Annotated in this window: 14 protein-coding genes; 11 read left to right on the top strand and 3 right to left on the bottom strand. The window is 73.6% G+C overall.

The features are described from left to right. The first annotated feature begins 15 nt into the window (after window positions 1-15). From KGD84_RS23855 to KGD84_RS23845, 3 genes are all read left to right on the top strand, one after another. Complete coding sequence (locus KGD84_RS23855; protein ID WP_220562612.1) at window positions 16-1404, top strand: glycine--tRNA ligase; 1389 nt, start codon at window positions 16-18, stop codon at window positions 1402-1404. 412 nt (window positions 1405-1816) lie between these two features. Continuing rightward, window positions 1817-2194 carry a PadR family transcriptional regulator gene (locus KGD84_RS23850; protein WP_220562611.1) on the top strand — a complete coding sequence of 126 codons (378 nt, stop codon included), beginning with the start codon at window positions 1817-1819 and terminating at the stop codon, window positions 2192-2194. Continuing rightward, complete coding sequence (locus KGD84_RS23845; RefSeq protein ID WP_220562610.1) at window positions 2191-3558, top strand: permease prefix domain 1-containing protein; 1368 nt, start codon at window positions 2191-2193, stop codon at window positions 3556-3558. Before KGD84_RS23850 ends, KGD84_RS23845 begins: the two co-directional genes overlap by 4 nt. Before the next feature lie 35 nt (window positions 3559-3593). Here KGD84_RS23845 and trhA read toward each other — a convergent pair whose 3' ends face one another. Beyond that, window positions 3594-4331 carry a PAQR family membrane homeostasis protein TrhA gene (trhA, locus tag KGD84_RS23840; RefSeq protein ID WP_220562609.1) on the bottom strand — a complete coding sequence of 246 codons (738 nt, stop codon included), beginning with the start codon at window positions 4329-4331 and terminating at the stop codon, window positions 3594-3596. 443 nt (window positions 4332-4774) lie between these two features. On the opposite strand from trhA, the gene ppdK reads away from it, so the two are divergent. From ppdK to KGD84_RS23820, 4 genes are all read left to right on the top strand, one after another. After that, window positions 4775-7471 carry a pyruvate, phosphate dikinase gene (ppdK, locus tag KGD84_RS23835; RefSeq protein WP_220562608.1) on the top strand — a complete coding sequence of 899 codons (2697 nt, stop codon included), beginning with the start codon at window positions 4775-4777 and terminating at the stop codon, window positions 7469-7471. A gap of 554 nt (window positions 7472-8025) precedes the next feature. Beyond that, window positions 8026-8970, top strand: coding sequence for a YdcF family protein (locus tag KGD84_RS33720; protein ID WP_338151220.1), 945 nt, complete (start codon window positions 8026-8028; stop codon window positions 8968-8970). Window positions 8971-9021: 51 nt separating this feature from the next. Further along, window positions 9022-10278 carry a deoxyguanosinetriphosphate triphosphohydrolase gene (locus tag KGD84_RS23825; protein ID WP_220562606.1) on the top strand — a complete coding sequence of 419 codons (1257 nt, stop codon included), beginning with the start codon at window positions 9022-9024 and terminating at the stop codon, window positions 10276-10278. Between the two features lie 194 nt (window positions 10279-10472). Continuing rightward, window positions 10473-11444, top strand: a complete 972-nt coding sequence (locus KGD84_RS23820; RefSeq protein ID WP_220562605.1) for a LacI family DNA-binding transcriptional regulator — start codon at window positions 10473-10475, stop codon at window positions 11442-11444. Here KGD84_RS23820 and KGD84_RS23815 read toward each other — a convergent pair. Further along, window positions 11435-13009, bottom strand: a complete 1575-nt coding sequence (locus KGD84_RS23815) for a VWA domain-containing protein (RefSeq protein WP_220562604.1) — start codon at window positions 13007-13009, stop codon at window positions 11435-11437. The genes KGD84_RS23820 and KGD84_RS23815 overlap by 10 nt on opposite strands. Next, on the bottom strand, window positions 13006-14184 hold the full coding sequence (locus KGD84_RS23810; protein WP_220562603.1) for a hypothetical protein: 1179 nt from the start codon (window positions 14182-14184) through the stop codon (window positions 13006-13008). Before KGD84_RS23810 ends, KGD84_RS23815 begins: the two co-directional genes overlap by 4 nt. 162 nt (window positions 14185-14346) lie before the next feature. Here KGD84_RS23810 and dnaG point away from each other — a divergent pair, with 162 nt between their 5' ends. The 4 genes from dnaG to KGD84_RS23790 all read left to right on the top strand — a co-directional run bounded on the left by dnaG (window position 14347) and on the right by KGD84_RS23790 (window position 21858). Next, complete coding sequence (dnaG, locus tag KGD84_RS23805; RefSeq protein WP_220562602.1) at window positions 14347-16236, top strand: DNA primase; 1890 nt, start codon at window positions 14347-14349, stop codon at window positions 16234-16236. A 104-nt stretch (window positions 16237-16340) separates the two neighbouring features. Continuing rightward, the gene (gene rpoD / locus KGD84_RS23800) at window positions 16341-17417 is read left to right on the top strand and encodes an RNA polymerase sigma factor RpoD (RefSeq protein ID WP_220565278.1); all 1077 of its coding nucleotides are present in this window, start codon (window positions 16341-16343) and stop codon (window positions 17415-17417) included. Between the two features lie 144 nt (window positions 17418-17561). Beyond that, window positions 17562-18887 (top strand): glycoside hydrolase family 18 protein, encoded by a 1326-nt coding sequence (locus KGD84_RS23795; RefSeq protein WP_220562601.1) that lies wholly within the window; start codon window positions 17562-17564, stop codon window positions 18885-18887. A gap of 49 nt (window positions 18888-18936) precedes the next feature. Continuing rightward, the gene (locus KGD84_RS23790) at window positions 18937-21858 is read left to right on the top strand and encodes an FAD-binding and (Fe-S)-binding domain-containing protein (protein ID WP_220562600.1); all 2922 of its coding nucleotides are present in this window, start codon (window positions 18937-18939) and stop codon (window positions 21856-21858) included. Window positions 21859-21862: the final 4 nt, after the last annotated feature.

Below are 21862 nucleotides of genomic sequence, written 5' to 3'. Positions count from 1 at the left end.
ATGGAGAGTCACCCCATGGCCGCAAAGTCAGAGGCAATGGACGCACTGGTCAACCTCGCCAAGCGACGGGGTCTGGTGTACCCCTCCAGCGAGATCTACGGTGGCCTGCGCGCCGCCTGGGACTACGGCCCGCTGGGTGTGGAGCTGAAGAACAACGTCAAGCGCCAGTGGTGGCGCACGATGGTCCAGGAGCGCGACGACATCGTCGGCCTGGACTCCAGCGTCATCCTCGCCCGTGAGGTCTGGGAGGCCTCCGGCCACGTGCGCGAGTTCGTCGACCCGCTCACCGAGTGCCAGTCCTGCCACAAGCGCTTCCGCGCCGACCACCTCATCGAGGCCTACGAGGAGAAGCACGGCCACGAGCCGGAGGGCGGCCTGTCCGCGCTGTCCTGCCCCAACTGCGGCGCCAAGAACTCCTTCACCGAGCCGCGCATGTTCAACGGCCTGCTGCGCACCTACCTGGGCCCGGTCCAGGACGAGAAGGGCCTGGCCTACCTGCGCCCGGAGACCGCCCAGGGCATCTTCATCAACTACAAGAACGTCGAGCAGAGCGCCCGCCGCAAGGTCCCCTTCGGCATCGGCCAGATCGGCAAGTCGTTCCGCAACGAGATCACCCCCGGCAACTTCATCTTCCGCACCCGCGAGTTCGAGCAGATGGAGATGGAGTTCTTCTGCAAGCCGGGCTCGGACGAGGAATGGCACCAGTACTGGATCGACACCCGCCTGCAGTGGTACGTCGACCTGGGCATCGCCAAGGACAACCTGCGCCTGTACGAGCACCCGCAGGAGAAGCTGTCCCACTACTCCAAGCGCACCGTGGACATCGAGTACCGGTTCAACTTCATCGGCAGCGAGTGGGGTGAGCTGGAGGGCATCGCCAACCGCACCGACTACGACCTCAAGACGCACTCCGAGGCCTCCGGTGTGGACCTGTCGTACTTCGACCAGGAGAACAACGAGCGCTACACCCCGTTCGTCATCGAGCCCGCGGCCGGTGTCGACCGCGCGGTCCTGACGTTCATGCTCGACGCCTACAACGTCGACGAGGCGCCCAACGCCAAGGGCAAGCTGGAGAAGCGCGCCGTCATGCGCCTGGACCCGCGCCTGGCCCCGGTCAAGGCCGCGGTGCTGCCGCTGTCGCGCAACGCCGACCTGTCGCCCAAGGCCCGCGACCTGGCCGCGCGGCTGCGCCGCCGCTGGAACGTGGAGTTCGACGACGCCGGCGCGATCGGCCGCCGCTACCGCCGCCAGGACGAGATCGGCACGCCGTTCTGCGTCACGGTCGACTTCGACACCCTGGAGGACGAGGCGGTGACCGTGCGCGAGCGCGACACCATGTCCCAGGAGCGGGTGTCGCTGGACCGGGTGGAGACCTACCTGTTCGAGCGCCTGCCCGGCTGCTGACCGGCGCCCCGCCGACGCACGGCCCCGTCGCCCGCCACCGCCCGCCGAGGGCGGGGGCGGGCGACCGCCGTTCCCGGCGGTGCCGCTCCGGAACGGCCGGCGCCCCGCGTGCACGCCACAACGCCGCCCGTGCCCCGAGGGGGCACGGGCGGCGCCGTCGTTGTGGGCGAGACGGCCGGACCCGGGGGGATGGTCTCCGGCCGCCTCTGTGGGCCCCGGCCGCACACGGCCGAGGGGACCCTGTGCCCAACCTAGCGGTCGGGCCCGGGCGGCAAAGGGTTGTTTGTCGTGGTTTGCCCTACCGCGTAAGCGAATCGTGACGACGGACCGGTGCGCACCGGATACCTAGTTCTTCTATGCCTAGGTCTGCTAGGGTTACCATCCCTAGCAGAACTAGGTATGAGGAAGGCGCATGCACATCGACAAGGACCTCGTCGCGGCCTCGGCCACGCCGCTCGTCCTGGGCATCCTGGCCGAGGGCGAGTCCTACGGCTACGCGATCGTCAAACGCGTCAACGAGCTCTCCGGCGGGCGCATGCAGTGGACGGACGGGATGCTCTACCCCCTGCTCCACCGGCTGGAGCGCAACGGCCACGTCCGGGCGTCCTGGGGCACGTCCGAGGCGGGGCGCCGCCGCAAGCACTACGCCATCACGGAGGAGGGGCTGGCGGCGCTGGCCGAGAGGCGCGCGCAGTGGAGCGTCGTCGCGGACACGCTCAAGCAGGTCTGGGAGGCCGCCGCACACCACCCGCTCCCGGGCGGCGCGGCACCGGCGGGAGGGATCGCATGACGGGCGGCGTGGAGGAGCAGATCGACCAGTGGCGCGGTTTCGTCCGCCGCCGCAAGGCCATCTCCGCCGCGGACGTGGAGGAGATGGAGGACCACCTGCGCGAGCGGATCGCCGACCTGGAGGCGAACGGCCTGGACGCCGAGGAGGCCTTCCTCGTGGCGGTCAAGCGCATGGGCAACCTGGACGAGGTGTCGCGGGAGTTCGCGCGGGAGCACTCCGAACGCCTCTGGAAGCAGCTCGTCCTGGTCCCCGAGGCCGACGACGGCGCGGGCGGGCCGGCGCGCTGGCGCGAGCTCGCGGTGATGATCGCGTTCGCGCTCGGCGCCGGGCTGGCGGTCAAGCTGCTGGCCACCCTGGTCGACGACGAGTTCGTGCTGGTCCGCAACCTGGCCTTCGTGGTCCTGCCGTTCCTGGCCGGGTGGTTCGCGTGGAAGCGGCGCGTCCCCTGGCGCGTGTGGGCGGTGACGGCGGCCGTCGCGGCGGTGCCGCTGCTGGCGGTCGACCTGTACCCCTTCGAGACCACGGGTGGGCCGTACCCCGCGCCCGGGATGACCGGCGTGCTCGCGTTCACGCACGCCCCGGTCCTGCTGTGGCTGCTCGCGGGCGTCCTGCACACCGGCGGGGACTGGCGCTCCCACGACCGGCGGATGGACTTCGTGCGGTTCACCGGCGAGCTGGCGATGTACCTGGCGCTGATCATGCTGGGGTCCATGGTCCTGCTCGGGCTGACCGCCGGCGTGCTCTCCCTGGCCGGCGTGGACCTCGAACCGTTCATGGAGGACTGGCTGCTGCCGTTCGGCGGGCCCGGCGCGCTGCTGGTGGCCGCCTGGCTGGTGGAGGCCAAGAAGGGCGTGGTGGAGAACATCGCACCGGTCCTGACCCGGGTCTTCACCCCGCTGGCGCTCGTGATGCTGCTGGCGGACCTGGTGGTGCTGCTGGTGAACGGGCCGCTGACCACGGTGGACCGCGAGCTGCTCATCCTGATGGACGCGATCCTGGTGCTGGTCCTGTTCCTGCTGCTGTACTCGGTCTCGGCCCGCGACCCGCTGGCCCCGCCCGGGGTCTTCGACTGGCTCCAGCTGGCGCTGGTCGGGGCGGCGCTCGCCGTCAACGCGGTGGCGCTGACGGCGATGCTGACCCGGATCGCCGAGTTCGGGTTCACCGCCAACAAGACCGCGGCCCTGGGGCTCAACCTGGTGCTGCTGGTCCACCTGGTGTGGTCGGCGTGGCTGCTCGCGGGCTTCGTCCGCGGCCGCCGGCCGTTCGCGGCGGTCGAGCGGTGGCAGACGGCCTACCTGCCGGTCTACGCGGCGTGGGCCGCGGTGGTCGTGCTGGTGTTCCCGCCGGTGTTCGGTTTCGCCTGACCGGGGGCGGCCGGGCCTTCGGGCCCGGCCGCCGCTCAGCCGGCGGTGTAGACCACGAACGAGACCGCGATGTAGTGGCAGACGAACGCGGCGATGGTCAGCGAGTGGAAGATCTCGTGGAAGCCGAACCACCGGGGTGCCGGGTCGGGCCACTTCATGCCGTAGACCACCGCGCCGACGCTGTAGAGCACCCCGCCGACCAGGATGAGGATCCACGTCGCCGGGTGGGTCCCCGCGACCAGCTCGGGGATGAACAGCACCGCCACCCAGCCGATGGCCAGGTACAGCGCGGTGGACAGCCAGCGCGGGGAGTTCAGCCACAGCAGTTTGAACCCGACCCCCGCGATCGCCCCGCCCCAGACCAGGGCGAGCATCGCCGTGCGCAGGGTCCCCTCCAGCACCAGCACGATGAACGGCGTGTAGGTGCCCGCGATGATGAGGTAGATGTTCGAGTGGTCCATGCGGCGCAGGACCTTCTGCGCCCGCGGCGACCAGCGCCCCACGTGGTAGATCGCGGAGGTGCCGAAGAGCAGGACCGAGCTGAGCGCGTAGACCGCGCTGGCCGCGACGGCGGGCGCGGTGGGGGAGAGGGCCACCAGGACGATGCCCGCGGCCAGGGCCAGCGGGGCGGTGCCCAGGTGCAGCCAGCCGCGCAGGCGGGGTTTGACCGCCTCCACGAACCCCTCGGCCGCGGCGGCGGCCCGCTCGGGGAGGCTGCCCTCCTGCTGCCGCGACCGCGCGTATCCGGTTCCCCGCGCCTTGTCCCTGGACACGTTCCACTCCCCGTAATCCCCGGGCCCGGCACGGTGTCGGGCCCTGTTCGAAGCCTAACTTACGGAACCGTAGGTTACTTGAAGGTAGGGGTGTGTCGAGCGGCACAGTGCCGTCTTCGCGGGGGTCGCGGGCGCGGAGTGGTCGATTCGGGTCGGCCGCCGCTGTTCCGATCCCCCCGGACCCGCTAGGGTGCGTTCCGGGCGCCGTGACCAGCGGAGTCCCCGACCCTTGCCCTCTCCCGTGTGTCTTTCGAGGTCAAGGGGTACGTGCACCCTTCATGGACCATTGGTCTAGACCTTTTTAAAGCCCATGAGCTGGGAAAATGCAATAAAAAGGTGGTTCATGAAGGGGTGGCCGTGCAGGGAGTGGATAGAGTCGCGCCCATCCGGGCACCAGGGTCGACCCCGCAGGGGTGTCGCCGAGCGAACGAGGGAGAACCCCCGTGGCCAAGTACGTCTACAAGTTCACCGAGGGCAACAAGGACCTCAAGGACCTCCTCGGCGGCAAGGGCGCCAACCTCGCCGAGATGACCAACCTCGGCCTTCCCGTCCCCCCGGGCTTCACCATCACCACCGAGGCCTGCCGCCACTACCTCTCCAGCGGCGGCTTCCCCGCGGGCCTGGAGGCCGAGGTGGAGGAGAACCTCGAGGAGCTGGAGAAGGCCATGGGCCGCCGCCTCGGCCAGGCCGACGACCCGCTCCTGGTCAGCGTGCGGTCGGGCGCCAGATTCTCCATGCCCGGCATGATGGAGACCGTCCTCAACATCGGCCTCAACGACGAGTCCGTCGTCGGCCTGGCCCGCCAGGGCGGCGACGAGCGCTTCGCCTGGGACTCCTACCGCCGCCTCGTCCAGATGTTCGGCAAGACCGTCCAGGGCATCGACGGCGAGCTGTTCGAGGACGCCATCGACGAGGCCAAGGCCGCCAAGGGCGTCACCGACGACCTCGACCTGGACGCCGCCGACTTCCGCGCCCTCGTGGACCGCTTCAAGGCCATCGTCCACGAGCAGACCGGCAGCCCCTTCCCCACCGACCCCCGCGAGCAGATGATCCTCGCCGTGCGGGCGGTCTTCGACTCCTGGAACGCCCCCCGCGCCGTCCTCTACCGCCGCCAGGAGCGCATCCCCGCCGACCTGGGCACCGCGGTCAACGTCTGCTCCATGGTCTTCGGCAACCTCGGCATGGACTCCGGCACCGGCGTGGCCTTCACCCGCGACCCCGCCTCCGGCCAGCAGGGCGTCTACGGCGACTACCTCCAGAACGCCCAGGGCGAGGACGTCGTCGCCGGCATCCGCAACACCGTGCCCCTCGCCGACCTGGAGGGCATCGACCCCCGCAGCTACGAGCAGCTCATGGGGATCATGGAGACCCTGGAGAACCACTACCGCGACCTGTGCGACATCGAGTTCACGATCGAGCGCGGGAGGCTGTGGATGCTCCAGACCCGTGTGGGCAAGCGCACCGCCGCCGCCGCGTTCCGCATCGCCGACCAGCTCGTGGACCAGGGCATGATCACCCTGGACGAGGCCGTCCAGCGGGTCACCGGCGACCAGCTCGCCCAGCTGATGTTCCCCCGCTTCGACGAGGCCGCCGTCGCCGCGGGCGGCGCCCACCTGCTGGGCCGCGGCATGAACGCCTCCCCGGGCGCGGCCGTCGGCAAGGCCGTGTTCGACTCCTACACCGCGGTCAAGTGGTCCCGCAGCGGCGAGAAGGTCATCCTGTGCCGGCGCGAGACCAACCCCGACGACCTCGAGGGCATGATCGCCGCCGAGGGCATCCTCACCAGCCGGGGCGGCAAGACCTCGCACGCCGCCGTGGTCGCCCGCGGCATGGGCAAGACCTGCGTCTGCGGCGCCGAGGAGATCGACATCGACACCAAGAACCGGCGGCTGACCGCGCCGGGCGGCGAGGTGATCGAGGAGGGCGACGTCATCTCCATCGACGGCACCAGCGGCAAGGTGTTCCTGGGGGAGGTGCCCGTCGTGGACTCCCCGGTGGTCCGCTACTTCGAGGGCGAGATCGACCCCGCCTCCGACGAGGCCGACGACCTGGTGCGCGCCGTGGACCGGCTCATGCACTACGTGGACGCCGCCCGCCGCATGCGGGTGCGCGCCAACGCCGACACCGCCGAGGACGCCGCCCGCGCCCGGCGCATGGGCGCCCAGGGCATCGGCCTGTGCCGCACCGAGCACATGTTCCTGGGCGACCGCCGCCAGCTGGTGGAGCGGCTCATCCTGGCCGACACCGAGGACGAGCAGACCGAGGCCCTGGCGGCCCTGCTGCCGCTCCAGCGCGCCGACTTCAACGGCATCCTGGAGGCCATGGACGGCCTGCCCGTCACCGTGCGCCTGCTCGACCCGCCGCTGCACGAGTTCCTGCCCGACATCACCGAGCTGTCGGTGCGCGTGGCCGTGGCCGAGGCCCGCGGCGAGAGCCACGAGAACGACCTGCGGGTGCTCCAGGCCGTGCACAGGCTGCACGAGCAGAACCCGATGCTGGGCCTGCGCGGCGTGCGCCTGGGCCTGGTCGTCCCCGGCCTGTTCACCATGCAGGTCCGGGCCATCGCCCAGGCCGCCGTCGACCGCGTCCGCGCGGGCGGGCGCCCCCGGCCGGAGATCATGATCCCGCTGGTGGGCACGGTCCAGGAGCTGGAGATCATCCGCGACGACGCGCTGCGGGTGCTGCGCGAGGTCGGCGAGGAGAACGGCCTGGAGCTGGACTTCCCGGTCGGCACCATGATCGAGCTGCCCCGCGCCGCCCTGACCGCCGGGCAGATCGCCGAGCACGCCGAGTTCTTCTCGTTCGGCACCAACGACCTCACCCAGACGGTGTGGGGTTTCTCGCGCGACGACGTGGAGGCGTCGTTCTTCTCCGCCTACCTGGAGAAGGGCGTGTTCGGCGTGTCGCCCTTCGAGTCCCTGGACGTGGACGGGGTGGGCCGCCTGGTCCGCATCGCCGCGGAGGAGGGGCGGGCCGCCCGCCCCGGCATCAAGCTGGGCGTGTGCGGCGAGCACGGCGGCGACCCCGCGTCGGTGCACTTCTTCCACAGGGTCGGCCTGGACTACGTGTCCTGCTCGCCGTTCCGCGTCCCGGTCGCGCGCCTGGAGGCCGGGCGTGCCGCCGGACACCAGGCGGGCTGACCTCCCGTGTCGCCGCCGCCCGCGGGGGCGGGCGGCGGCACCCCCGGCACGCCGCCGGGCTCCGTGCCCCTAAACTCGTGTCCCCGGGGCGGATACGGCCACGAAGAGCTTCCGTGACCCTTTCGTGATACATTCTTGATCGCCGGTGTGATCTCCTCACCCTTCCCTCCACACCCCCGTCCGGGCTGCCCGGGACCCCTCCGCCGAGAACCGGCGGTGCCCGCGAGCCGTCCCAGAAGGGTGATCGACCCCGGCCAGAAGAACGAGTGCGGAGGTACGCCGGTGCGAACGGCGAACGACGGACGCGGTGACGAGACGTGGGAGGAACCCGCCCCGTCCTCCGCCGCGCCCGATGACGATGCGACCCGGGTCATGTCCCGGGCCGACCTGCCCGCCTCCGTGACGGGCCCCTCCGCCCCGGCGGCCGGACCGGCCGCCCCCCTGGACGAGCCCGTCGCCGTGTCCGGCCCCGGCGGCCCGGACGGGCCGGGCGACGCCGACGCCACCGCCGTGTTCTCCCGCGGGACCGGCTCCGACCCCTTCGCCGCCCGCGGATCCGCCCCCGCGGCGGACGTCTCGGACACCCGGGAGTTCTCCCGGGCCCCGCGGTCCTCCACCACCCGCGAGTTCACCCGCGGCGTCCCGGCCGCGGACGACGCCCCGGACCCCGCGGACCCCGCGGACCCCGCCGGGGCCGACGCGCCCGACGGGCCCCGGGGCTTCACCCGGCGCTTCGTCCGCGACCGGCCCGGGGCCGCGGCGCCCTCCGCCCGGACACCCCGCCGCCCGCCCGCGACGCCGGGCCGCCCGAACCGCCCGGCACGGCACGGCCCCCGCGCCGGGGACGCCGCCCGGGCCCCACCCCGCGCCCCCGGAGGAGGCGCCGCCTGCGCCTGCGCTGGATCGTCACCGCGCTCCTGCTCACCGCCCTGGCCCTGCCCCCCGCCACCTGGGGCTGGGTCTGGTACACCGCCCGCCAGGACGACCGCGCCGCCACCGACGCCATCGTCGTCCTCGGTGCCAGCCAGTACAACGGCGTCCCCTCGCCCGTCTTCGAGGCCCGCCTGCGCCACGCCCAGGTCCTCTACCTCGAGGGCGTGGCCCCCATGATCGTCACCGTCGGCGGCAAACAGCCCGGCGACAACTACACCGAGGCCGCCGCCGGCCGCAACTGGCTCGTCGAGGTCGGCATCCCCGCCGACCGGATCATCGCCGTGGAGGAGGGCAGCGACACCCTCCAGAGCGTCCGGGCCGTCTCCGCCGTCTTCTCCGACAACGGCTGGGACGAGGCCACCCTGGTCTCCGACCCCTGGCACAGCCTGCGCTCCAAGGTGATGGCCTCCGACCACGGCATCGAGTCGGGGACCTCGCCCTCGCGCTCGGGACCCGCCGTCATCGAACGGCGCACCCAGCTCTGGTACATCACCAGGGAGACCGCCTCCCTCTGGTACTACTGGATCTTCAACGACAGCAGCGACATCCGCGTCAACGCGGCCTGAACAGGGCCGATGACGCGTTCCGTCCCTGTCGGGAAGTAGGCTCGCAGACCTATGCACACCACCTCGGGCGCCGAGGGCGCCGTCGCCGGCTACACCGGCCGCGACATCCGGAGACGTACCCCGGAGAACCGCAAGAACCGGGCCCGCGGCCCCTTCGAGCGCGACCGGGCCCGGGTCCTGCACAGCTCCGCGCTGCGCCGCCTGGCCGCCAAGACCCAGGTGGTCCGGCCCGGGGTGAGCGACTTCCCGCGCACCCGCCTCACCCACTCCCTGGAGTGCGCCCAGATCGGCCGCGAACTCGGCAACTCCCTGGGCTGCGACCCCGACCTCGTCGAGGCCGCCTGCCTCTCCCACGACCTGGGCCACCCGCCCTTCGGCCACAACGGGGAGCGCGCCCTGGACGAGGCCGCCGCCGACTGCGGCGGGTTCGAGGGCAACGCCCAGAGCCTGCGCCTGCTCGTGCGCCTGGAGGGCAAGGTCATCGACCCCGACGGCACCAGCGCCGGGCTCAACCTCACCCGAGCCACCCTCGACGCCACCGTCAAGTACCCCTGGCACCGCGGCGGGGGCGGCGACACCCACAAGTTCAACTGCTACCCCGACGACGCCGACGCCTTCGCCTGGCTGCGCGAGGGCGCCCCCGCCGGGCGCACCTGCTTCGAGGCCCAGGTGATGGACTGGTCCGACGACGTCGCCTACTCCGTCCACGACGTCGAGGACGCCCTGCACGCCGGACTGGTCTCCATGGCCGCCCTGCGCAGCCCCGCCGAACGGGCCGAGGTCGTTCGCATCGCCGCCGACCGCTACTGCGACACCGCCGACCCCGCCGAACTCGACGAGGTCTACGCCGACCTGCTCGCCGCCCCCGTCTGGCCCACCGAGTTCACCGGCGACCTCGCCTCCCTGGCCGGGCTCAAGAACCTCACCAGCGAACTCATCGGCCGGTTCTGCCGGGCCGCCGAACAGGCCACCCGCGAGGCGCACGGCCCCGGCCGCCTCACCCGCTACGGCGCCACCCTCATCGTGCCCCGCCGGGCCCTCCTGGAATGCGCCCTGCTCAAGGCCGTGGCCGCCCACTTCGTCATGGCCCGCGAGGAGGCCCTGGCCTACCAGGCCCGCGAACGCCTGCTCATCACCGAACTCGTCGACGCCCTGTGGAAGAACGCGCCCCAGGCCCTGGACCCGCAGTTCCGCGACGCCTTCACCCACGCCCCCGACGACGCCGCCGCCCTGCGCGCCGTCATCGACCAGGTCGCCTCGCTCACCGACACCTCCGCCATCGCCCTGCACGAACGCCTGACCTCCTGACCGGGCCCCCGGGACCCGGCCGCAGGCCCCCTTGACGCGCCCGCCGGGAGCCGCGCACACTGCTCTGCACGAACAGGTCGCGGCCGCCCGCGCCCCGCGCGCCCCCGCGGGCGCACCCGGCGCCGGACGCCCCGACGAAGCGGCGACCGGAGAGGGCGCACCCCCCATTGCCCGCACGGAGCGGCACCCCCGGCATGATCGACGTCGCGCGCCTGGCCGGCGTCTCGCACCAGACCGTCTCACGCGTGGTCAACGGGCACCCCGGCGTACGCCCCGAGACCGCCGAACGGGTCCGCGCCGCCATCGCCCGCCTGGGCTACCGGCCCAACGCCACCGCCCGCGCCCTGGTCACCCGGCGCAGCGGCCTCATCGGCGCCCTCCTCGCCCCCGGCCCCGACACCGACCTGCTGCTCGCCGGGATCGAGGCGGCCGTGCGCGCCGCCGGACGCACCCTCCTCGTCACCGCGGTGCCCCCCGACGACCCCGCCGCCGCGGAACGGCTCCTGGACCGGGTCGTCGACGGGTGCCTGGCCGTCGCCCCGCCCCCGGCCCTGCTCGACCTCCTGGGCGCCCTCGCCGACCCGCCGCCCACCGTCGTCGTCGACGGCCCCGCCACCCCCCTGGGGCCCGCCGTGGCCCCCGACCACCGCGGCGCCGCCCGCGCCCTCACCCGGCACCTGCTCGGCCTGGGCCACCGCACCGTGCACCACGTCGCCGGGATCCCCGGCTCCCACAGCTCCGCCGAACGCGAGGCGGGCTGGCGCGCCGCCCTGGCCGAGGCCGGGGCCGCCGTCCCCGTCCCGGTCCCCGGCGGCACCGGGCCCGCCGCGGGCCGTGCCGCCGGACGCCTCATCACCGCCCGCCGGGCCTCGGGAGAAGACGTCACCGCAGTGCTGGCCGCCGACGACACCCTCGCCCTCGGCGTGCTGCGGGCCTTCGCCGACACCGGCCCGGCGGTCCCCGGCCGCGTCCACGTCGCCGGGATCGGCGACCGCCCCGAGGCGGCCCACCTCGTCCCCTCCCTCACCACCGCCGACACCGCGGCCCGGACGGTCGGGGAGCGGGCCGCCCGCCTTCTGCTGGAACGGCTGGAGGGCCGCGGCGCCCCCGACGTACAGGCACCCGCCGCGACCCTGCGCCCGCGGGCCAGCACCGGTCACTGGTAGCCGCGGATCTCCCGGAACACCTCTTCCAGGCTCTGCTCGCGCGCGTCGAACACCCGGCCCCCGGTCTGCTCGGCCAGGTCCGCCATCTCGTCCTCGCCCGCCTCGCCGAACAGCACCGTGAACACCGGCACCCGCGCCGCCTCCGGCGACAGCTCCTCCAGCCCCCGGGCGAACGGCGTCGGCCCCATGCCCCAGTTGACCTCGCCGTCGGTCATCAGCACGATCGACGTCAGGTGGTCGTCCTCGGGGGCCCGCTCGACGAGCCCGTAGGCCGCCAGCACCGCGTCGTAGGTCGCGGTGTCGCCCAGCGCCTCCAGCCCCCCGATCGCGTCCGCCACCTCGCCCAGCGACTCGTCCAGCCTGCCGGGCTCCACCACGAACGTCCGCGGCTCGTGCGGCTCGGTGGAGTAGGGCAGCAGCGTGATCTCCTCGCGCTCCTGGAACGCCTGCACCCGCTGCTCCAGCGACCCCCCGCCGGTCCCGGTCAGCGAACCCAGCGCCTCCTTCAGCTCCTCCAGCCGGTCGCCCTTCATCGACCCCGACACGTCCAGCACGTACACCGTGCGCGCCGGCCGGCGCAGATCGCTGAAGTAGTCCGCGACCAGCCCGTCCACCACCTCGCGGTGGGCGGGGAACGGCAGCTCCACCAGGGACGGCAGGTCCGCCCCCGAAACACCGGACACCACCGGGCGGCGCAGCGTCCGCTCCGCGATGTCGGCCTGCACCTCCTCCGACAGCAGGTCCTCCACCAGCCGCCCGTACCCCTGCTCGGCCTCCTCGTCGGGACCGGCCAGCAGGGTCAGCGGGTAGTCGGCGGTGATGACCCCGTCGGCCGGGTAGACCAGGCGCAGGTCCGCGCCGTCCCGGTTCAGCGACAGCAGCACCGACTCGTAGTTGATGAGCGCGTCCACCGGCCGCTCGTCGTCGGCCCGCTCGGTGAACGCCTGCGCCAGCCAGCCCGATGAGCCCGCCGTCAGCTCTTGGCCCTTGAAGAACCCGGCCAGGTCCGGGCCCACCCGCTCCACGTCCTCGGCGGTCAGCGCGCTGCCGCTGTCGGCCAGCGCCGACGCCACCCCGATCAGCGCGGAGAAACCCGAGTTCGAGGCGCCCGGGTTGGTCATCCCGTACGTGAACTCCGCGTCGCGCACCGCCCCGTTCACGTCGGACCAGGTCACCTCGGCCCCCTCGGACCACCCCAGGTCGTCGGCGCGCGGCTCCCGCACCCCCAGCACGACGGGGGAGAGCATGACCGGCGTCTCCTCGCGCACCCGGTCGCGGCCGCCGTCGTACAGGTGCAGGTACCGGTTGGAGGCGAACCACACCGCGTCGAACTCCTCGGCCTCGCCCGCGGCGACCCGGGCGAGCCCGTCCAGGGTCCCGGTGTACTCCATCGCCACCGTCACCCCCGTCCGCTCGGCGGTCTCCTCCAGCAGCGGCTCCATGTCGGCCAGCTCGCTGCCCGCCAGAATGCGCAGGGTCGCGTCCTCGCCGCCGGAACCGGACGCGGTGCAGCCGGAGGCCGCCACCGCCACCGCCAGGGCCGCGGCGGACACAGCGCGCCTCATTCGCCCTCCTCCCGGGCCGGACCCGCGGCCGGGCGCCGCTCCTCGGGAGCGGGCGGACCCATGCCGCTGTCCTCGTACGCGTCCTCGATCCCGCTCAGCAGAGCCTCCAGGGCCTCGTAGGTCGGGGTGTTGACCACGTCGTCGACCCGGGTGCGCACCGGCAGGCCGTGCTCGGCCACCAGGTCCGCGAACGCGTCGCCGCCCTCGGCGCGGAACCCGTGCCGGGTCGCCAGCGCCCGCAGCTCGGGGTCCTCGGCCAGCAGCGCGCCCACCTCGTCGCCCGCGTCGGTCAGCGGGACCAGGGCGTGCACCGAGAACACGGTGGGCTCGGGGTACATCAGCACCGCGTCCCCGGGCAGGGCGGGGCCGCTCACCATGGCGTGCACGTACTGCGCCTCGTAGGCCCACAGCAGCGGGGTGTGCCCCGGGCCCAGGTCCCGGAACTGCTCGAAGGGCTGCTGGGACGACTCCGGCGGCTGGCCCTGGGCCAGGAACAGGTCGGACAGGCGGGAGGTGATCCCCGGGTCCGGGCCGCCGGGCGGGACCACCTCCTCGCCGTTGAGCAGGTAGGAGATCACCGCGGCGTACATGCCCGCCGAGTTCGAGGTGCGCGGGTCGGTGGTGCGCACCAGCACCTCGTTGCGGTTCTCCGAGCCCACCGAGTCCCCGGGCAGGTCCCGCCAGCGGGTGCGCTCGCCGGTCAGCTCCAGGTAGGCGGCCACGTCGAACGACCAGGTGCCGTCCTCCTCGGACCTGCGGGCGACCCCGGCCTCGCGCAGCGCCTCCGCGAGCGGCTCGTAGGAGAGCAGCACCATCGGCGTGCTGAACAGCCGGTGCTCGGTGGAGACGCCGTGCAGGCGGCGAATGTGGTCGGCGGCGGTGTCCGAGCCGGGGGAGACGAAGTCGGAGCCCTCGGTGTCCTGGGCCATCAGGCGCGAGCCGCGCGGGCGCACCCGCACCTCGTAGCCCAGCTCGGCCAGCCGGGCCACGACCTCCTCGTCGCGGAAGAAGTCGACCTTCTCGGACCCGACGACGCCCTCGACCACGGTGGTGCCGCCGGCGAACCGGTCGACCAGCACCGCTCCGATGGCGACGACCAGGGCCACCACGACCGCGCTCGCCGCCCCGAGCAGCAGCCGTGCGCGCCGGCCGGAGGGGAGGGGGATGGGGCTCACCGTGCGGTTCCTCCTGGTACGTGGAGAAAAGGGGGTTGCCCATCATGCCCGCCGCAGTCGTCCCCCACCCCACGGTGAGGTGGACGCGGGGTGGCCTCCACGGGAAGCCCCGACCGCGGACCGCCGACCGGACCGTCCCGGGTGAGAACTACCCTGGGAGGCGTGGCAGGCCGGATCAAAGACGAAGACATCGCCCTGGTGCGCGAGCGCACCCCCATCGCGGACGTGATCGGCGAGTACCTCCAGCTCCGCAACGCGGGCGGCGGCTCGCTGAAGGGCCTGTGCCCCTTCCACGACGAGAAGTCCCCCTCCTTCAACGTCACCCCCTCCAAAAATTTGTACTACTGCTTCGGCTGTGGGGAGGGCGGGGACGCGATCTCGTTCGTGCAGAAGATCGAGGGGCTGGCCTTCGCGGAGGCGGTCGAGTCGCTGGCCCGGCAGATCGGCGTGACGCTGCGGTACGAGGAGAGCGGGGGGCGCTCGACGCGGCGGGACGAGGGCAAGCGGCAGCGGCTGCTGGACGCGCACCGGGCCGCGGCGGAGTTCTACGCCGAGCAGCTGCTCTCGCCCGGGGCGGTGGAGGCCCGCCGCTTCCTGAGCGAGCGCGGGTTCAACCGGGCGCACGCCGAGCACTTCGGGCTCGGGTACGCGCCCGCCGGGTGGGAGAACCTCACCTCGCACCTGCGCCGCAAGGGGTTCACCGACGCCGAGCTGATCTCCGGGGGGCTGGCCGCCCAGGGGCGGCGCGGCGCCTACGACCGGTTCCGCAACCGACTGCTGTGGCCGGTGCGGGAGGTGACCGGCGAGGTGGTCGGGTTCGGCGCCCGCAAGCTCGACCCCGCCGAGGACGGGCCCAAGTACCTCAACTCCCCCGAGAGCCCCGTCTTCCACAAGAGCCGCCTGCTGTACGGGCTGGACCTGGCCAAGCGGGACATCTCCGCGCGCAACCAGGCCGTCATCGTCGAGGGCTACACCGACGTCATGGCCTGCCACCTGGCCGGGGTGACCACCGCCGTGGCCACCTGCGGCACCGCGTTCGGCGAGGACCACCTGAAGATCCTGCGCCGGATGCTGTTGGGCCGCAGCAACCAGGGCGGGAAGGTCGTGTTCACCTTCGACGGCGACGCCGCCGGGCAGAAGGCCGCGGTGCGCGCCTTCGCCGAGGAGCACGGGTTCGCCTCCGAGACGTTCGTGGCCGTCCAGCCCGACGGCCTGGACCCCTGCGACCTGCGCCTGCACCACGGCGACCAGGCGGTGGTCGACCTGGTCGACCACCCGCTGCCGCTGTACGAGTTCATGATCCGCAAGGTCATCGAGGAGTACGACCTCTCCGCCCCCGAGGGGCGCATCGCCGCCCTGGACGCCGCCGCCCCCGTGGTGGCGAGCATCCGCGACCACGGGGTGCGCCGGTTCTACGGCAAGAACCTGGACCGCTGGCTGGGCACCCTGGACGAGGCCTTCGTGCTCAACCGGGTCAACCAGCACATCCGCCGGGCCACGGCCCGGGGCGCCCGGTCCGCGCCGGCCCCCGCCGCGGGCCCGGTGCCCACCCCCGACGCCCGGGAGGCGCCCTACGACCTGGGCGACCCGTCCCTGCAGCGGGAGCGCCTGGCGCTGAAGGTGGCCGTGCAGTTCCCCGGCCTGGCCGCCGGGTTCGACTCCTTCACCGCCGAGGACTTCACCGTCCCCCAGCACCGGGCGATGCTGGCGCTCATCGCCGGGCAGGGCGGGGTGGCCGCGGCGGGGGACCCCGCGTCCTGGGCGGCGCGGCTGCGCGAGGCGGCCCCCACGGAGGCGCAGCGCGATTTCGTGACCCGTTTGGCGGTGGAACAACTCGAGTTGTACGGAGAACTCGACGAGCATTCCGCCCGGCAAATTCTGGGCACAGTCAGGACTCATTCCATCAATCGCCGCGAGTCAAACCTCCAGTCGGAGTTGTCGCGTCTGGGCGGCTCCGGGGACGCCGGGGAACAGCAGCGGCTGCTGACCGAGCTCATGGCCCTCCAACAGCACAAACGCGCCCTTCAGGAGGAGCTCGCCGGGGGCATGTAGCACGAAGGTGACAATAATGCTCCTCCCGTCGGCGGCGGGCGGACGTGCACAATGGTGTGGTGGCTCCCACGGTTGTGACCAATGAAATTCCGCCCATTCGTCAGGTGGTGCGGCTGCTCCCCGACGCGGGCCGGGGAACGGTCAGCCGCGGCGAGGTCGCGTCGGTCCTGGAACGCCTGGACGCGCCCCCCGACTCCCTGGACGAGGCGGTCGCCCTGCTGGCCCGGGCCGGGGTGGAGGTGTCCGACGGCGAGGAGACGCCCCTCGTCCCCGACCCGGGACGGCGCTCGGGGTCGGATCTGGTACGGCTCTACCTGCGCGAGATCGGCCGGGTCCCGCTGCTCTCCGCCGAGGAGGAGGTGGAGCTGGCCAAGGCGGTCGAGGCCGGCCTGTACGCGCAACGGTGCGAACCGGTCGAAGGAGTGCGCACGGGGGACGAACTCGACGCGATCATAGAAGCGGGCAAAAAGGCCAAGCGAGCACTCATAGAGGCAAATCTCCGGCTGGTGGTGTCGATCGCCAAACGTTATATGGGGCGGGGTCTGCTTTTCCTCGACCTCATCCAGGAGGGCAACCTCGGACTGATTCGCGCGGTGGAGAAGTTCGATTACACCAAAGGCTTCAAATTCTCCACCTACGCCACCTGGTGGATTCGCCAGGCGATCACCCGCGCGATCGCCGACCAGGCGCGCACGATCCGTATTCCGGTGCACATGGTCGAGACCATCAACAAACTCGTCCGGGTGCAGCACCAGCTGCACCAGCAGTTGGGCCGCGAGCCCAATATCCAGGAGATCTCCCACGCCGCCGGGTTCGGCGGCGAGAGGGTCCTGGAGATCCAGCGGATCGCCCGCGAACCCGTCTCCCTCCAGGCGCCGATCGGCGACGAGGAGGCCGACTTCGGCGACTTCATCGAGGACTCCGACGCCGTCGTCCCGGTGGAGGCCGCCGCCTTCACGCTGCTCCAGCAGCACCTGACCGAGATCCTGGCCGGGCTGTCCGACCGCGAACAGCGCATCCTGCGCCTGCGCTTCGGCATGGCCGACGGCCACCCGCACACGCTGGAGGAGGTCGGCCGCGAGTTCGGGGTGACCCGCGAGCGGATCCGCCAGATCGAGGCCAAGACCCTGGCCAAGCTCCGCCACCCCTCCCGGGCCGGCACCCTGCGGGACTTCCTGTAGCGCGCTCCCCGGGTCCCGCCGGGCGCCCGGGCCTACAACGGCCGGGGGCGGGGAGGGGTTCCCGCGGGCGCCCGCGCGGCCTGATGTGGCCGATGCGGGCCGAACCGGCGGGTTTCGTGACCCGGTGCCCCTACGGTCGGAAGGGTGAAAGCCACACCGCCACGGAGCCACCGGCGCCGGAACGCCCGCCCGGGCCGGCGGCGCCTGCTCGCCCTGGGCGCGGCCCTCGCGGCCGCGCTCCTGATCACGGGGGTCTTCGTCATCGCCAACGGCAACCGGCCCCTGCGCATCGGCTACTTCGCGGACTGGAACGTGGCCAACCGCGACTTCACCGTCGGGAACCTGGCCGACAGCGGGGCCCCCGCCCGCCTGGACCGCCTCATGTGGGCCTTCGGCGACATCTCCGAGGACGGCCTGTGCCACGTCCCCGGCGGCCACGAGCAGTCCTGGGAGCTGTACCAGCGCCGCTACTCCGCGCGCGAGAGCGTGAGCGGCGAGGCCGACGAGTACGAGCAGGAACTGGCCGGGAGCCTGTACCAGCTGCGCCTGCTCCAGGGCGAGTACCCCGACCTGCGGGCCAGCCTGTCCCTGGGCGGCTGGAACTGGTCGCGGCACTTCTCCACCGCCGCCCGCACCGAGGAGTCCCGCCGGGCGTTCGTGTCCTCCTGCGTGGACCTGTGGCTGCGGGGGAACCTGCCGGTGCGCGGGGGCGAGCCCCAGGGCGGGGAGGGGGCGGCCGCGGGGATCTTCGACGGCATCGACCTGGACTGGGAGTGGCCGGGCGGCGCCGGCAACCCGCACAACGTCGAGGACCCCGGCGACGCCGCCAACTTCACGCTGCTGGTCGCCGAGTTCCGCCGCCAGCTCGACGCCCTGTCGGAGGAGACCGGCCGCGAGTACACCCTGTCGGCGTCGCTGTCGGGCGCCCCGGACCAGGCCGGGGCCTACGACCCGGAGATCTTCGACCACCTGGACTTCGCCACCGTGCAGGGCTACGACTTCTCCGGCCCCTGGAGCGAGGTCACCGCCTACCACTCCAACCTCTACCCGCCCGCGGCGGACCCCGACGCCAACAGCGCCGACGCCGCGGTGACCCGGTTCGTCGACCTGGGGGCGCCGCCGGAGAAGCTGGTGCTGGGCATCCCCGCCTTCGGCCGCGGCTGGCAGGGCGTGGAGGGCTCCGGCGACGGGCTGGGCCTCCCGGCCCGGCCGGCCGACGACGCCTACGACGGCCCGACCATGGCGTTCTCCGAGCTGGAGGAGCTGGAGGGGGAGCGGTACCTGGACGAGGAGGCGGGCGCCTTCGCGGTGCGGGCGGGCGACCAGTGGTGGGCCTACGACGACCCGGCCGTCATCGCGATCAAGGGGGACTACGTGCTGGGCCGCGGCCTGGGCGGCCTCATGGTGTGGAACCTGGACATGGACCCGACCGGCGACCTCGTGCGCGCCATGGACGAGGCCCTGCGCTGAGCGCGCGGCGCGGTTGCGCCCCGTGCGGTCGGGGGGCCACCCTGGCGCCATGGCCGACCCGCAGCAGACCCCGCAGCCCGCCCCGTCCGCCGACACCGAGTCCCTGCGCCGGGACCTGGAGGAGGCCGTCCGGGGGACCGTCGCCTTCGACCCCGGCACCCGCGCCCTGTACACCTCCGACGCCTCCAACTACCGGGTGGTCCCGCTGGGGGTGGTGCTGCCCGCCACGGTCGAGGACTGCGCGGCGGCCGTCCGGGTCTGCGCCGCCCACGGCGTGCCCGTCACCCCGCGCGGCGGCGGCACCTCCATCGCGGGCAACGCCATCGGCCCGGGCGTGGTCGTCGACACCTCACGCCACCTCACCGCCATCGAGGACATCGACCCGGTCGCCCGCACGGCCACCGTCCAGCCGGGGGTGGTCCTGGACGAGCTGCGGGCGGCCACCGCCGGGTACGGCCTGACCTTCGCACCCGACCCCGCCACGCACAGCCGCTGCACCGTCGGCGGGATGGTCGGCAACAACTCCTGCGGCTCCCACTCGGTGGCCTGGGGCACCACGGCCGACAACATCGTCTCCCTGGAGGTGCTGCTCCCCGACGGCACCCGGATGACCGTCGGCTCCCGGCACGGCGCCGGGGAGTTCGAGGAGCTGGCCCGCCGTCCCGGCCGGGAGGGCGAGGTGTACCGGGGGCTGGCCCGCCTCGCCGAGGAGCACCGGGCCGAGCTGCGCACCGCCATGCCCGCGTTCCGCCGCCGGGTCTCGGGCTACTCGCTGGACCGGCTGCTGCCGGAGAAGGGGCGCAACGTCGCCGCCGCCCTGGTCGGAACCGAGGGCACCTGTGTCTTCGTGCTGCGCGCCACCGTCCGGCTGGTGGAGGCGCCCCGGGCCCGGGCGCTGGCCGTGCTGGGCTACCCCGACGCCCCGGCCGCCGCCGACGCCGTCCCCGACCTGCTCGGGCACGCCCCGCTCACCGTCGAGGGCATCAACCGCCGGATGGTCGACGTCCTGGACGGGCGGCCCGGCACCACCCGGGTGGCCCTGCCCGAGGGCGGCGCCTGGCTGCTGGTGGAGGTCGCGGGGGCCGACCCCGAGGACGCCGGGCGGGCCGCCCGGGACATGCTCGCCGCGCTGCCCGTCGCCACCCGCCCGGCCGATTCCCTCGTGGTGTCCGACCCGGCCCATCAGCGCGCCCTGTGGCGGATCCGGGAGGAGGGGGCCGGGCTCACCCAGCGCACGCCCGCCGGGGAGGACGCCTGGTCGGGCTGGGAGGACGCGGCCGTGCCCCCGGAGAACCTGGCCGGGTACCTGCGCGACTTCGACGCCCTCATGGAGCGGCACGGCCGGTACGGGGTGGTCTACGGGCACTTCGGCGACGGCTGCCTGCACGTGCGCATCGACTTCGAGCTCACCACGGAGGAGGGCCGCACCGCCTACCGGGGGTTCCTGGAGGAGGCCGCCGACCTGGTCGTGGCGCACGGCGGCTCGCTGTCGGGCGAGCACGGCGACGGCCGGGCCCGCTCGGGCCTGCTCGCCCGCATGTACCCGCCGGGGCTGCTGCGGGCCTTCGCCGACTTCAAGCGGCTCTTCGACCCGGCCGGGGTGATGAACCCCGGGGTGATCGTCGACCCGGCCCCGGTGGACGCCGACGTCCGGCTGGCGGCGCGCCCGCTGCCCCTGCTCGACGAGGCGACGCTGGCCTACCGGGACGACCGCGGCGACCCGGCGCGGGCGCTGCGGCGCTGCTCGGGGGTGGGCAAGTGCCGCAGGCACGACGGCCCGGGGGTCATGTGCCCCAGCTACCAGGTCACCCGGGAGGAGCGGCACTCCACCCGGGGCCGGGCCCACCTGCTGTTCGAGATGGCGGTGGGGGAGGTGGTCACCGACGGCTGGGCCTCCGAGGAGGTGCGCGAGAGCCTGGACCTGTGCCTGTCCTGCAAGGGCTGCCTGAGCGACTGCCCGGTCAACGTGGACATGGCCGCCTACAAGGCGGAGTTCCTGGACCGCCACTACCGGGGGCGGGTGCGCCCGGCGGCGCACTACTCGATGGGGTGGCTGCCGGTCTGGGCCCGGCTGGCGGCGCTGGCCCCGGCCGAGCTGGACCGGGCGCTGCGGCTGTCGGGGGTCTCCCGGCTGGCCAAGCGGCTGGCGGGGGTGGCGGCCGAACGCGACCTGCCGGGGTTCGCGCGCACCACGTTCACCCGGGCGTTCCGGCGCCGCGCCGCCCGCGGGCGGGCGCGCACCGGCGGGCCGCGCGTGGTGCTGTGGCCCGACACCTTCGGTGAGCACATGGACCCGGGGATCCCGGCGGCGGCGGTCCGGGTGCTGGAGGACGCCGGGTTCACCGTGGTCCTGCCGCGGGGGCCGGTGTGCTGCGGGCTGACCTGGGTGTCCACCGGACAGCTCGGCACGGCCCGCGCCGTGATGCGCCGCGCCCTGCGCGCGCTGGGGCCGCTGGTGGAGGAGGGGCTGCCGGTGGTGGGGCTCGAACCCAGCTGCACCGCGGCGCTGCGCCACGACCTGGTGGAGCTGGTGCCCGGCCCGGAGAGCGAGCGGGTGGCCGCGGCGGTGCACACCCTGGCCGGCTTCCTCGCCGAGCACGCCCCGGACTGGCGCCCGCCGCGGATCCCGGCGGCCGCCCTGGCCCAGGTGCACTGCCACCAGCACGCGGTGCTGGGCTTCGACGCCGACCGCGAGCTGATCGCCCGGGCGGGCGTGGACGGGGAGGTGCTGGACGCGGGCTGCTGCGGGCTGGCGGGGGACTTCGGGTTCACCGAGGGCCACTACGAGGTCTCGGCCGCCATCGGCGAGCGCGAGCTGCTGCCCCGCGTGCGCGCGGCCGGCGCCGACACCCTCGTCCTCGCCGACGGCTACAGCTGCCGCACCCAGATCCTCCAGGGCGCCGGGCGCCGCCCGCTGCACCTGGCCGAGCTCCTCGCCCGCGGCCTGGACGCGCGCGGGGACCGGCCCTAGATCG

The organism is Nocardiopsis changdeensis (genome assembly GCF_018316655.1).
GTDB classification, from domain to species: domain Bacteria; phylum Actinomycetota; class Actinomycetes; order Streptosporangiales; family Streptosporangiaceae; genus Nocardiopsis; species Nocardiopsis changdeensis.
The sequence above is the reverse complement of the archived record's forward strand: the minus strand, read 5'-3'. Positions and strand labels throughout refer to the sequence as shown.